The sequence below is a fragment of the Haladaptatus sp. SPP-AMP-3 genome (assembly GCF_049568665.1).
GTDB lineage: Archaea > Halobacteriota > Halobacteria > Halobacteriales > Haladaptataceae > Haladaptatus > Haladaptatus paucihalophilus.
Genome location: NZ_CP145901.1, coordinates 331,073 through 343,926, shown reverse-complemented (window position 1 = coordinate 343,926; position 12,854 = coordinate 331,073). Strand labels below are relative to the sequence as shown.

General features: G+C 64.0%; 11 protein-coding genes. 4 read left to right on the top strand and 7 right to left on the bottom strand.

Going from position 1 to position 12,854, the window contains the following annotated elements:
* Positions 1-156 precede the first annotated feature (156 nt).
* Positions 157-1,068 (top strand): DUF7551 domain-containing protein, encoded by a 912-nt coding sequence (locus V5735_RS21805; protein WP_423746756.1) that lies wholly within the window; start codon positions 157-159, stop codon positions 1,066-1,068.
* Between the two features lie 35 nt (positions 1,069-1,103).
* Here the strand turns inward: V5735_RS21805 and V5735_RS21800 are convergent, their stop codons facing one another.
* The 7 genes from V5735_RS21800 to V5735_RS21770 form a co-directional block, all read right to left on the bottom strand.
* Positions 1,104-2,384 carry an MFS transporter gene (locus V5735_RS21800; RefSeq protein WP_423746755.1) on the bottom strand — a complete coding sequence of 427 codons (1,281 nt, stop codon included), beginning with the start codon at positions 2,382-2,384 and terminating at the stop codon, positions 1,104-1,106.
* A 229-nt stretch (positions 2,385-2,613) separates the two neighbouring features.
* Entirely contained in the window at positions 2,614-2,973 is a 360-nt protein-coding gene (locus V5735_RS21795; protein WP_423746754.1) for a group I truncated hemoglobin, read from the bottom strand.
* A gap of 182 nt (positions 2,974-3,155) precedes the next feature.
* On the bottom strand, positions 3,156-3,794 hold the full coding sequence (locus tag V5735_RS21790) for a helix-turn-helix domain-containing protein (RefSeq protein ID WP_007981106.1): 639 nt from the start codon (positions 3,792-3,794) through the stop codon (positions 3,156-3,158).
* 127 nt (positions 3,795-3,921) lie between these two features.
* Positions 3,922-6,285 carry a PAS domain S-box protein gene (locus V5735_RS21785; protein ID WP_423746753.1) on the bottom strand — a complete coding sequence of 788 codons (2,364 nt, stop codon included), beginning with the start codon at positions 6,283-6,285 and terminating at the stop codon, positions 3,922-3,924.
* A 109-nt stretch (positions 6,286-6,394) separates the two neighbouring features.
* Positions 6,395-7,228, bottom strand: coding sequence for an amidohydrolase family protein (locus V5735_RS21780; protein ID WP_423747226.1), 834 nt, complete (start codon positions 7,226-7,228; stop codon positions 6,395-6,397).
* 71 nt (positions 7,229-7,299) lie between these two features.
* The gene (locus V5735_RS21775; RefSeq protein ID WP_423746752.1) at positions 7,300-9,012 is read right to left on the bottom strand and encodes a hypothetical protein; all 1,713 of its coding nucleotides are present in this window, start codon (positions 9,010-9,012) and stop codon (positions 7,300-7,302) included.
* A gap of 31 nt (positions 9,013-9,043) precedes the next feature.
* On the bottom strand, positions 9,044-9,919 hold the full coding sequence (locus V5735_RS21770) for an ABC transporter ATP-binding protein (protein WP_423746751.1): 876 nt from the start codon (positions 9,917-9,919) through the stop codon (positions 9,044-9,046).
* Between the two features lie 137 nt (positions 9,920-10,056).
* On the opposite strand from V5735_RS21770, the gene V5735_RS21765 reads away from it, so the two are divergent.
* The 3 genes from V5735_RS21765 (at position 10,057) to V5735_RS21755 (ending at position 12,850) form a co-directional block, all read left to right on the top strand.
* The gene (locus tag V5735_RS21765; RefSeq protein WP_423746750.1) at positions 10,057-11,220 is read left to right on the top strand and encodes a CaiB/BaiF CoA transferase family protein; all 1,164 of its coding nucleotides are present in this window, start codon (positions 10,057-10,059) and stop codon (positions 11,218-11,220) included.
* A 104-nt stretch (positions 11,221-11,324) separates the two neighbouring features.
* Positions 11,325-12,464, top strand: coding sequence for a thiolase C-terminal domain-containing protein (locus tag V5735_RS21760; protein ID WP_423746749.1), 1,140 nt, complete (start codon positions 11,325-11,327; stop codon positions 12,462-12,464).
* The gene (locus V5735_RS21755; RefSeq protein ID WP_423746748.1) at positions 12,461-12,850 is read left to right on the top strand and encodes a Zn-ribbon domain-containing OB-fold protein; all 390 of its coding nucleotides are present in this window, start codon (positions 12,461-12,463) and stop codon (positions 12,848-12,850) included. Before V5735_RS21760 ends, V5735_RS21755 begins: the two co-directional genes overlap by 4 nt.
* The last annotated feature ends 4 nt before the right edge of the window (positions 12,851-12,854 follow it).

The following is a 12,854-nucleotide window of genomic DNA, read 5'->3' as shown; positions in this document are numbered from 1 at the left end:
GACGACGACCGACCCGGAACAACGCTCCTGTCCTTACGACCGTTCGTGAATCAAACAAAATACTTTTGGATTTTTAGGCCAGCCTAAAAACATGGCGGTGACACGGGTACCGTCGGAGGGTCCTCCTGACCTCCGCGACGGAAGCACGACTGACACATGGTAGGAAACACCCTCCACGACATTCGTCGGCACGTCGAATCGCTCGCGACCAACGGCGGAACGTACCACATCGTTTGCGGTCGAACCGGGACGAGTCCGGTCCCCGTCGCGGGACAACGGTTCGAGAGCAGGGACACCGCACAGACCGCGCTCCGTTTCGCCGAACGATACCGGGCGGCGCTTCGACGCTACGACCCGCACCTTCCCTATCACGACCTCATCGTATGCGAGACACCGAGGAGTTCCGACGCGGCGAGGGACGCCACGCCACCGTTCCGGCGTCCCTCCTTCCAGCGTTTCCCCCGTTCCGTCGGCGATGATTCGGTCACGGACCACCAACCCCTCATCGACTTCTGTCACGACGTCACCGGCGCGCTCTTCGAGACGCTCGCAACGGAGGGGTTCGCCGCCGTCGAGCGGGCGGTGATGGACGTGTATCTGGACGCCGCGGAGTCGATTTCGGACCGCGACGAGTTCTGTCTCATCCTGCTCGAAAGCATGGTCGAGGAGTTGACCGACCGACTTTCCGCCGACGAACAGGCTCGCGTGCTGGCGTCGGCAGCGGCCCGATTGCCGCCGACGGTCGATGACGGGGCGACGATAGAAACGGTGCTGGAGTACCTCGTTTCGGTGTCCATCGTCTCGGACTACCGGCTCACCTCGCTGGACGACACGGCGGACGAGCGCGCGTGGCTCGTCAGGCTCTCCGAGTACGCCCTGCAGGCGGACGAACGGTACCTCCCGACGCTCCCGCTCGCCATCGAACTCCGCCGAATCTACCCCGATTCGGTGTCGGTAGAGTGGGCTCGATCGGTCGATGCCGACGACTGGGAGTTGTGTCTGTCAGTGCGCTCTCCGACGGAATCCGACGGGACCGGACTCCTCCGTGCGGCGGTGCGCGATAGCTGAGTTTCTCGACCGCAAACCACACGAAGAACCCGTCCTCAGTCGTCGCTCGGAACGACGATGGGCCGTTCGTGGTCGTCCTCGCCGAGCAACGTGAGCGCGGCGAGAATTCCAGTCAGAATCACCAACAGCACGCAACCCAGATACTCCGTCGTGTAGCTGAACCGTACCGCGAACGGGAGGGCGACGAGCGGGCCGACCGTGGAGCCGAAGTCGCCGAAGACGTTGTACACGCCGCCGAGTTTCCCCACGTCGTTCTCCGGGCTGATGTCGCCGAGGTACGCGAGGAGCGGAATGTTCACCCCCTCGACGCCGATTCCGATGGCCGCCACACCGACGAACGTTCCCACGAGCGAGGGAACCAGCGCGAGGAGACCGAACCCGACGGCCAGAAAGCCGAGCGACGGAATCGAGACGAACGCCCGGTTCGAAACGCGGTCGGACGCCGGTCCCGCCACGAGCGTCGTCCCGCTGGAAAACAGCACGCTGACGGCCATGACGACGCCGCTGATTCCGGTCGCATCGAGGAATCCGATGCGGATGCCGACGACCGCCGCGTACTCCACGACCGTCGAGAGGAGCACCCCCGCGAAGAGAAACCGGACGACGAAGTTCACGAGACCAACGGAGAGGATGCGGACGTCCGAGGCGACGATGCCCGGAATCTCTCGGAGTCCGGTGTCGGTCTCGACGGTCGGGTTCAAATCCGGCAGGACGAAGAACGCGACGAGCGCCGCGAACAATCCCGCGAACCCAGCCACGAGGAACGCCGGGGTGAAGCCGTAGAGGTTGGCCACGAGTCCGCCGACGACCAGTCCGGCGGGAAAACCGAGACTCTGGCCGCCGCGCAAGTAGCCCGTCCACTTGCCCCGGTTCTCGGGCGTCGTCACTTTCGTCACCGTGCTGAACGCGCCGACGAACACGAACGCGGACCCGATTCCCCACAGCACGCGCGACCCGGCGAACGTCGTGGCGCTCACGGCGGTCGCCGTCACGGGGACGGTTCCCGCGAGTCCGTCCGTCCACGCGTCCGTCAGTCCGAGCACGTAGCCGAACGGCGCGAGTCCTTGGAGCGTGAAGCCGACGAGCATCGGCCGCCGCGTTCCGAATCGGTCGAGAATCGTCCCCGCGGGCGTGTTCAACAGCATCCGGGTGAAGCGGTTGATGGCGAGGATGATTCCGACGGTCAGCGCCGAGAAACCGAGCAGGGTGCCGAGACGGGGGAGCGTCGGAAATGCGACGCCGCCGCCGACGCCGCCGAAGAAGACGCCCGCGATGAGGCTGAGAACGACCGTTCGGGTGTCGCGGTCGCTACTCACTCCGCGACCACCGCGTCCCCGTTCCGTACGCCGGACCCTCCGCGGTCCGGTGGCGCGAAAACGAATCTCCACTCATATCTAGTCGGAGAGGGTTCACCCGGATAAACGGATGGATTACGGCAGTTTCGTCGATCCGGTCGTCCCGTTACCGTCCGGTCGTCGCCCGCCCGTCCCCCGCCACACCTCGATTCGGGTATTAGAACGCCGATTCGCGTGTCGAAAGCGGCGCTTATCGGTTGAGAATCGGGTCCTTGAGCGCGACGACTTCGCTCATGATGCCTTCGACGTTCTCGTCGTCCACGCCGTTCGTTCGGAGCGCGGTTTCGAGATGCTCGCCGACGGCATCGAAATCGGATTCGTCGAGGTCGAGGTGCGCGTGGGCTTCGCGCATGTCGCCACCCGTGTACTCGACCGGACCACCGGCGACCGAGCTGATGAACTGAATCTGGTGGGCGCGCAGTTCCTCCATGTCCATCCCCTCGAAGTACGGAATCAACTGCTCGTCGGACAGCACTCGGTCGTAGAAATCCGTGACGACAGCTTCGACCGCGCTTCGTCCGCCGATTTCGTGATAGACTGATTGAGACATTGCGTCACCACGATTGTCGGTCCGGGTTCCGCATACGACCTTTCACTACCATACTCGGGTTTATTTAAACTAATGTTATTTGATACCAAGGCTCGTGTGAACAAGCTCCGTGCCCCTCGATTCCATCCCTCATTCGGTCGATTCGTGGATTTCGACGACCGGCGATTCACTCCCGACCGTCGTCACGTCGAGAGAATCTGGTCGAGCAGTTTCGTCTGTGCGACCGAGAGGTGTTCGAGGAACGTCGCCACGGAGATTCCGATTTCGGTGGCGACCTCCTCGGCGGTTGTGCCCTTCGGCGAGTCGAAGTATCCCATCTCGTGGGCCGTTTCCAGTGCCTCGTACTGGCGGTCGGTAAACGCCGTGCGGTCCACGAACAGCAACGACCGCTCGTCGGTGGCCGCCGAGCGCGTGAGTCGGTTCACCGTGACGCCCTCGCAACACGACCGCAAGTCGGTGACGACGCCCCGGAGCGTTTCGAGGTCGGGCGCGATGAACGAGACGATGAGTCGGCCGGAGTCGGCCCTGAGGGTGCGGACGGGACACCCGTGACTCGGCACGCGCTGGCACGGACACTCGTTGTCGTGCGTGTACCGGTACACCGATTTCGTCTCGTCGACGAAGACCTCCTCGGCCGCCTCCGGTTCCGTTCCGGCGTCGTCGGACCGATCCACCGTCAGCTCCCCGACGACTTCGGTCGCCGTTCGGGTAGCGTGTTGGGCCACGCTGAGGGATTCGATTTCGAACTCCTCGCTGATCGACGAAACGGGACACCCGTCCGCGTCGCTCACCGCGAGTTGGACGTGGATTCCGGAGACCATACCTAAACGAATCCGCTCCCGACGGATAAGTGACTCAGTTCGCCGTCCCCCCATGTCTCGATTTCTCACCCCGACGACTGCCGGTAGCATCGGGACAACGAGTCGCGGGACGCGTCGTCCGAATCGATCACCGAAGCTGTGTCCGCGTGCTCCCCTCCGTGACCCCCCGGATTTCGAACCGCGCACCGCCGCTCGACGATTCGGTAACGTCTATCTCCCAGCCGTGGTCTTCCACGCACTCGGTGACGATGGTGAGTCCGTACCCCGTTCCGTTCCCCGAGGTGTGCCCGTAGTCGAACACCTCGGAACGTTCGTCGGGAGGGATTCCCCGCCCGTCGTCTTCCACGAAGAACCCGTCGGAGAGCGCCCCGACGCGCACCGCGACGTCCTCGCCGCCGTGTTCGACCGCGTTTCGAAACAGGTTCTCGAACACCGTCCGAAGTCGGTCCTCGTCGGCCAGCACGGTCGGCATCGCACTCTCCACCGAGAGCGTCGCGTCGAACGTTTTGACGTGCTTCCACGCCCGCTCCACGACGCTCGAAAGGGAGACGTCGTTCGGTTCGATGGCCGTCTCCTTGTTCTGTGCCATCCGCAACAGGTTGCGGATGATTCGTTCCATCCGGTCGTGTGCGCGTTTCACCTCCTCGAAATCGCTCTCCCGCCCGTTCATCTCGGCCTCCGCCAGGTACATCTGCGCGATAGAGAGCGGGTTTCGAAGGTCGTGTGAGACGATGCTTGCGAACTGCTCCAATCGACGTTCGCGCTCCTTGCGGTCGGTGATGTCGTGAAAATAGACCGAGAGACCCGTTTCAGACGGGTACGCGTTCATCTCGATCCAGATGCCGAGCCGTTCGTCGTTGAGTTCGAAGTTGGTCGGCTCCTGGGTGTCCATCGCGGTGTGAAACTCCTCCCACATGTCCGTCTCGGTGGCGGTGGGCAAGACGTCCCAAAAACGCCGCTCGAGCACCGCTTCGCTGGACTCCGGGAGAATATCCTCCGCACGGTCGTTGACGTGCGTAAATCGCCAGTCGTCGTCGAGCGCGAAGAAGGCGTCCGAAACGCGGCCGAGAATCTCGCTTAACTCGGTTTCGAGTTCGCTCCGTCGGCGTTCGAGTTCGTGCTCTCGCTGCTTGAGGTCGGTGATGTCTTCACCGGTGGAGATGACCCGTTCCAGCTCCCCGTCGGGCCCGTACACTGGACCGGCGCTGATGGACAGCCACAGGCGTTCGCCGTCCGGTTTTTCGATGGCGATCTCCTCGTCGTACACCGTCTCGCCGGTCGCGCGGACGCGCTCTGCGGGCGACTCCCCGTCGGCGAGCGGCTTTCCGTTCGCGTCGAGGGTCCGCCACTCGTCGGCGTCGTCCGACTTTTCCTGGAATTCCTCCTCGGACCGGCCGAGGAGTTCCTGCGCTCGTCGGTTCGCGAGCAGTATCTCCCCGTCCGAATCCTGTACGTAAATTCCGACCGGCGACGTTTCCAACAGTCGTTCGGTCTGGTTTCGCTCGCGGAGGAGTTGGTCGGTCCGTTCTTTCTGCTCGGTGATGTCGTCGATGGCGTACACCAGACGGTCGATTTCGTCCCCGTCGTCGATGGGGGCGACGTTGATAGAGAGCCACCGACGACCTTCCCCCTCGAGGTGGAACTGGCACCGAAAATCGACGACGGGGTCGCCGGTTTCGGCGACCCGTGCAAACGGGCGGTCGTCGGGTGGAATCGACTCGTCGTCCTCGTCGTAGAGGTTCCACGACCGCACCGTGTACCGGTCCAGCTTCGACTCCTCGATGCCGAGCCGGTCGGTGAGGCGGGAGTTCGTCCGGACGAACGTACCGTCCGACGAAACGACGGCGATGCCGACCGGGACGGTTTCGAGCGCCTGCTCGATTAAATCGCGCTCCTCCTTGACCCGCTGTTTCGCCGCCCGCCGTTCGGTCATGTCCCGAGTGACTTTGGTGAACCCTCTGAGTTCCCCGTCGTCGGTCCACAGGGCCGTGATGACGACGTTGGCCCAGAACCGCGTGCCGTCCTTCCGGACGCGGTACCCCTCGTACTCGGTGCGCCCCCGTTCGACCGCGATTTCGCGGTGGTGCTCCGGAATTCCCGCCTCCGCGTCGGCTTCGGTGTAGAACTTCGAGAAGTGTTCGCCGATTATCTCGTCGGCGGTGTATCCTTTGATCTTCTCCGCACCCTTGTTCCACGTGACGATGTGTCCCTCCGGGTCGAGCATGAAGATGGCGTACTCCTCTACCTCCTCGACCAACGAGTGAAACTGCGAGTCGCCGTTTCGTTCGAGGTCGCCGTCGCGCCACCACACCCGGTTTCCGGACGGGAGCTCTTTCTCCTTCACGACGCCTCGCTCGGCGAACCCTTCGAGGTTCGTCACGGCGACGTCCGGCCGACAACCCAGTTCCGTCGCAAACTCTCGCGTCGAAAACGGCTCTCCTCCATCCCCGATTCTGTCGAGCGCCTCGCGGGCCGCGTGCTCGGGGTTCATACACCACTCCTCTCGAACGGATTACCATAGTGTTTTCGTCGTCCGAATCGACGACCATCTCGCGTTCGCGTCTATTCCGGCTGAAAATAACGTCTAAATGGGGTGTTCGCTATCGCTCGCCCAAAAACCGCTCCGCGGTTCGACGGAAGAGGTCCGCGTACACGGCTTCCGATAACTCGCGCTCTATCAACCCTCGTCGCTCCGCTTCGTAGGGGTAGGGAACGTTCGGAAAGTCCGTACCGAACATGACCGACTCGGAGAGGGCCGCCAACTCGTCGTCCCCGATTTCCGACGGGTCGAACCCCAACACGTCCGCCGACCGCGGCGAGAGCGCCATCGTCGTGTCCAAAAACACCTGCTCGTGCTCCCGCGCGAATCCCATGAACGCATCCGCCTCGAACGTCCCCATGTGGGCCGCACAGGCGCGCACCTCGGGGTACGATTCGACGAACTGCTCGAACTGGTCCGCCCCGACGTGGGGACTCGATTCGAACATCGGAGCGGTCCCCGCGTGGAACACGATTGGGCGGTCGTACTCGGCGGCCAACTCGAACGCCGGGTCGAGTCGCGGGTCGGCCGGACCGCACTCCTGTACCGGACACTGGAACTTCAACCCGCGCGCACCCGCCTCGAACGCCGCTCGCACGACCGCCGCAACGTCGTCGTCGCCGTGCACCGTGGCGAACGGAACCGCCATCGCCGAGTCCTCAGCCGCGGCCAAAACCCACTCGTTCAACTCCGCCGCCATGTCCGGTTTGTGCGCGTAGGGAAGCGCGATGTACCGTTCGATGCCCGCCGCACGCAACTCGGCCTCCATCGCCTCGCGCTCGGTCGGGTGGTCGAAGGTCCACCCCGCCTCCGCCGACAGCGATTTCCGAATCGCCGCCATCAGTCGCGGCGGCATCAGGTGGACGTGTGCGTCGATAGTTCCCGAAACGGCCATGGAACTAGTTGTCATGCGACTCCTTTCAACAGTCCGGTTGCGGAAGGTTGGGTTCGGGTGATATGCCCGTGCTATTCGACTTCCCGCTTTCGACGGACCAACGCGGTCCCGAACAGCGCAATGCCGAGACCGATGAACACGAGCGGAACACCCATGTCGACGCTTTCGGCTGTCGTTCCGACGAAATCGATCGGCGGCGCACCGTTGAGCACGCCGACGTACCACAGAAGCAGATAGGAGAGTTCGAACAGCGTCGAGGAACGACTCCAAATGCCCGCTGCGACCGCCAGCGACGGGGCAAACAAGACCGCGCTCGCGTACCCGAGCAGTATCCCCGTCTGACCGGTAACGGCGAACAACACCACTGCGCCGCTTCCGAGCGCCATCGCTAGCACAACGCCCGCGACCCACTCCGCGACGAGTTGCCGTATCGGATACCTCGACGAGAGCACGAGGGCGGTCAGTCGGTGGTGAACTGTTCGGACGCCTATCGCCGACCAAACGAAGAGCGGCCAGACGAAGGCGAAAGGAAGAACCGTTCGTCGGAACGTTTCGACCGTGGCGGTCGAGGCCCCGGTCGTGAGGAGGGACAACGGTGCGGCGACGAGCGCGACTCCGCCGACGTACCACCACCACGGGTGTCCGCGGAGTGCAAGCCGGAGTTCCATCACGACGAGTCGTCCGAATCCGCCCGCATCGCGGTTCGTAACCGGTGTCAGTGCCGGGTCGAACCCCTGCCGTGTAGTGCGCTCCGTTTTTGCGTCCCCGCTTCGACCAACCGTCGGTAACGTGGGAAGGCGGGTCCGAACGCCGCGACGTATCGACGGCACCCCGACCCGCGAGAGCAAGCCGAATCGGAGCGATGGTACCCGGAATCGTGGCGACCGGTCGGACCCGTTCGAACCGAAGCGGTCGAACGACACCGCCGAGACGAGTACGATGACGACCGCGGTAGCGACGACACCGACACGCTGAGGGAGTACCCACCGTGGCCACGCTCCGCCGCTCCAGTAGAACGTTCGTTGTGCTTCGAGCATTCCGACGGACGGTAACCCACCGTCGTACATGGATACTCGTCGGACGAGCGCGTTCGACGTCAACTGATACACCGTGAGATACCCCATCACGTCGATTCCTTTCGTCCACGCTGGAATCTTCGCGGGAAGTCTGCCGTTTACCGAGGACAGGGTTGTTGCCAGTACCATCGGTACGAGCAGGAAGTAGCCGACGTTCCCGAGCGTTCCGTCCAGCGTCTCGACCGTCTCGAACAGCAGTGCCACCGCACCCACGAGGGCACCGACGGGGAGTGCGAGGACGACCAACGGGAGCAACAATGGAACCGGTTTCGTCGGTCCGATACCCGAAACCGCGTGATTGACGACCGTCGAGACGCCGAGCGTTACGACGATAACGCAGCCGAGTGCGACGTTGCTGAGCCACTTGCCGAGCAGGTACGTCCGGTCAGAGACGGGCGCACTCGCAACCAACGGTGCGATGTCGAACGTCCGGTCGCGTTCGAGCGCGTTCTTCATCAGGTAAAAGCCACCTAACAGGAGGACCGCCGCTCCGGTCAATCCTGCCTTCAAGCCGATGTACGCCGCCGTCGATTCCCCGTGGTACGCGGCGACCACCGTCTCGCCGTCGGTGATTTGATAGGCGAGTTTTATCTGCCCCACGTTGACGAGGTAGCCGATGTACGCGATAACAGCGAGTACGACCACCAGCTTGCGTGACCGGGTACGCTGACGGAAGTCGGCCCGTGCGACGTGGTACGCTCGTCGCACTTTCGTTTTTACTCCGGCCGGGCGTGACATCTCAGACCGCACCGTCCCGGTCGATGGTTTCGAGATAGGCGTCTTCGAGCGTCGGTGATACCTTCTTCCCGCCGTCCGTCGGTGGCGTTTCGGCGATGAGACGGATCGAGACGCCGTCCGAACACTGGAGTGTGCTACACACCTGATACCGCTCTCGAATTTCGTCTACCGTCTCGCTCGGGACGACACACTCGTAGACCTTCCCCTCGACGCGGCTGATGAGCTCCTCAACGCTTGAGTGGGTTATCAACCGACCGTTATCGAGAAGTGCAATCTTGTTCGCCGTCGCTTCGACGTCCGGAACGATGTGCGTCGAGAGGATTACGACTCTATCCGTCGCCGTGTTCGACAGTGCGCTTCGAAGCCGGACGCGTTCCTCGGGGTCCAACCCTACCGTCGGTTCGTCGACGACGAGCAGGTCGGGGTCGTTGAGCAACGCTTGTGCGATGCCCGCTCGTTGGCGCATGCCTCCGGAGAACGTCTTGAGCTTCCGCGTTCGGACGTCGACCAGATTCACGAGGCTGATGAGTTCTTCGATTCGTGCACTCGCGGTCTCGCCGTCGAGACCGCGCAACGCCGCGATGTATTCGAGGAACTCCGCGAGCGTCAAATCGGGATACACGCCGAAATCCTGCGGGAGATAGCCGAGTACCGGCCGAACCGCGTCGGGGGATTCGATGATATCCGTCCCGTTCCAGTATGCGGTTCCAGTCGTCGGCTTCATCACCGTCGTCAGAATGCTCATCAGGGTCGACTTCCCGGCCCCATTCGGTCCGAGGAGTCCGTGGATTCCCTCGTCCAGTTCGAGGTCGATATCCCGGATTCCCCAAACCTCCTCGGTGTAGCGTTTCCCGAGGTTCGTCGTGTGGAGATTCATATTCATCACCGCTCAATTATCTCACAAAAACATTTCTAATTGATATTTATGTCGGTGGTTCCCTCCCCGAACTCTCCCTCTCTTGAGACTATCACCGTTTCCCCGAACGATTTACCGTCTCCCCGCCTTCCCCCCGTATGCGACTCGACGACCTGTTCGTCCTCGACTGCTCCAGACTCCTGCCCGGGCCGTACGCGACGCAACTCCTCGCCGACCTCGGCGCGACGGTGGTCAAAATCGAGGAACCGGGCCGCGGCGACTACGCCCGGTCGATGGAACCCATCGGCGAGAGCGGCTTCGGGGAGATATTCGAGACGGTGAACCGCGGCAAACAAAGCGTCACCCTCGACCTCTCGGACGACGCCGGACGCGAGGCGTTCTACGAACTGGTCGAGGCGGCGGACGTCGTCTTCGAGACGTTCCGTCCCGGCGTCGCGGAGCGGTTGGGTATCGACTACGAGACACTGACCGAATACAACGAGGAACTCGTCTACGTCTCGCTTTCGGGCTACGGCCAGACGGGACCGAACACGGACCGAGCGGGCCACGACCTGAACTACGCCGGACTCACGGGCCTCCTCGACATGACGCGCCCGAACGAGGACTCGAAACCGGCGATTCCGGGCTACCCGATGGTGGACATGGCGAGCGGCCTGTTCGCGGCCTTCGGAATCGTGAGCGCGCTGCTCTCCCGGGAACGCGGGGCGAGCGGCACGCATCTCGACATCGCCATGACCGACGTGATGCTGTCGTTCGCGCAGGTGTTCTCCGGGAGCGCGTTCGCCGGGGAGACGCCCCGCCCGGGGGAGACGATGCTGACGGGCGAGTTCCCCTGCTACGACGTCTACCGCACCGCCGACGACCGGTACCTCACGGTCGCCGCGCTCGAACCGAAGTTCTGGACAGCGCTCTGTACCGCCATCGACCACCCCGAACTGATAGACGAGCATCTGAGCGACGACCCGGCGGTTCGGGCCGCCGTCCGCGACACCCTCCGGGACACTTTCGTAGAGCGGACGATGACCGACTGGCTCGTCGAGTTGGACGACGTGGACACGGCCGTCGGCGGCGTCCACACCGTGACCGAAGCCTTCGACCACGAACAGGCGCACGAACGCGGGATGGTCGTCGATTCGGACGACGCTCCGCCGCGAATCGGCTTCCCGGCCTTCGAATCCGACGAGCGATCGGTTCCGACCCGGCTTCCGAATCACGGCGAACACACCGAATCCGTCCTCCGGGAGGCCGGGGTGTCGGCCGAGACGCTCGCGCGGTTGACCGGCGATGAAGGGGAGAGCTGACCGGCTTCGGTTTCGCGTTCGTCGCCCGACGGCGGGCGGTGGATTATTGACACTCCCCGAGAGAGGTGAGCGTAGTGACACGAGCTACCATCGTCGGGGGCGGAATGACTTCGTTCGGCCCGCACGACCAACCGCTGGAGGAACTGTTCGCGGACGCCGCGTTCGCGTCGATGGACGACGCGGGCATCGCTGGCGACGAAATCGACGCCCTCTACCTCGGCAACGCGCTGGGCGGCCAAACCGAATCCGACACCCACCTCGCGCCGAAGCTGTCGACCCACATCGGGTTGCAGGGAATCCCCTGCCAGCGGTTCGAGGACGCCTGTGCGACTTCCTCGAACGCGTTCAAACACGCCGTGCAGGCGGTCGAATCCGGCGTCCACGACGTCGCCTTGGTCGGCGGCGTCGAGCGCTGTACCCCCGAGACGGGACTCGGGACCGGCGAGATGACGCGCATCTTCGCGGGCGCGTCCCACCGCCGGTACGAACAACCGACCGGGTTGACGTTCCCCGGCGTGTTCGCGCTCCTGACGAAGCGACACATGCACGAGTACGGCACGACGGAGGAGCAACTCGCCGAAGTCGCCGTCAAGAACCACCACCACGGCCAGTCCAACCCGAAGGCGCATTTCGGCCGCGACACCGACGTCGAGTCGGTGCTCGAAACCCCCATCATCGCGGACCCGTTCCACCTGATGGACTGCTGTCCGTTCTCCGACGGCGCATCGGCGGTCCTCGTCGTCTCGGACGACCTCGCAGACAGCTTCGCCGGTGAACCCGTTTCCGTGACCGGCGTCGGACACCGAACCGACGCGGTGCCGCTCGCGGACAAGGCGTCGCTCCCCGAAACCCGGGCGGCCCGCGATGCGGCCACAGAAGCCTACGAACAGGCCGGAATCACCGCGAACGACGTGGACGTCGCCGAGGTCCACGACTGCTTCACCGGGGCAGAGGTGCTGGCCATCGAGGCGCTCGGTCTCTTCGAGGACGGAACCGGCGGGCGTGCGGCGGCCGACGGAGAGACGTACATCGACGGCGAGATGCCCGTCAACCCGAGCGGCGGCCTCAAGGCGAAGGGCCACCCCATCGGTGCGACGGGGACGGCCCAACTCGTGGAGCTGACCGAACAGCTCCGCGGCGACGCCACCGACCGGCAGGTCGATGACGCACAAACTGCAGTCGCGCACAACCTCGGCGGCGACGCCGCGACGACCGTCGTCACCGTTCTGGAGGCACGAGCATGAGCGGGGACCGAACGTCGGAATCGGGGCCGCTGACCTACGCCGACTGGCGGGACCGTCTCGAAGACGGCGAACTCGTCGGACTCGAATGCCGGTCCTGCGGGCACGTCACCGCGACGCCCAAACGCGCTTGCATCGATTGTGGCGACAGAATCCTCGATACCTGCCCCCTGCCGACCACCGGCACCGTCCACAGCGAGACGACGATAACCGTCCCGCCGGTGGGATTCGAGGGGCCGTATCAGGTTTCCGTCATCGACCTCGGAGAGACGAAGCTCATGGGCCGAATCCGGAGCGACGAAGGCGTCGAAATCGGCGCGTCCGTCGAGTTCGTGGATACCGTCGAACTGGACGGCATGCCAGCGCCCGTGTTCGAACCGACGGGATAGGAGA

Excerpts from the sequence above, each read along its gene's own strand:
- V5735_RS21755 (WP_423746748.1), top strand. The coding sequence starts at position 12,461 with ATGAGCGGGGACCGAACGTCGGAATCGGGGCCGCTGACCTACGCCGAC.
- V5735_RS21770 (WP_423746751.1), bottom strand. The coding sequence starts at position 9,919 with ATGAATCTCCACACGACGAACCTCGGGAAACGCTACACCGAGGAGGTT.
- V5735_RS21795 (WP_423746754.1), bottom strand. The coding sequence starts at position 2,973 with ATGTCTCAATCAGTCTATCACGAAATCGGCGGACGAAGCGCGGTCGAA.
- V5735_RS21805 (WP_423746756.1), top strand. The coding sequence starts at position 157 with ATGGTAGGAAACACCCTCCACGACATTCGTCGGCACGTCGAATCGCTC.
- V5735_RS21785 (WP_423746753.1), bottom strand. The coding sequence starts at position 6,285 with ATGAACCCCGAGCACGCGGCCCGCGAGGCGCTCGACAGAATCGGGGAT.
- V5735_RS21780 (WP_423747226.1), bottom strand. The coding sequence starts at position 7,228 with ATGGCCGTTTCGGGAACTATCGACGCACACGTCCACCTGATGCCGCCG.
- V5735_RS21760 (WP_423746749.1), top strand. The coding sequence starts at position 11,325 with ATGACTTCGTTCGGCCCGCACGACCAACCGCTGGAGGAACTGTTCGCG.
- V5735_RS21765 (WP_423746750.1), top strand. The coding sequence starts at position 10,057 with ATGCGACTCGACGACCTGTTCGTCCTCGACTGCTCCAGACTCCTGCCC.
- V5735_RS21790 (WP_007981106.1), bottom strand. The coding sequence starts at position 3,794 with ATGGTCTCCGGAATCCACGTCCAACTCGCGGTGAGCGACGCGGACGGG.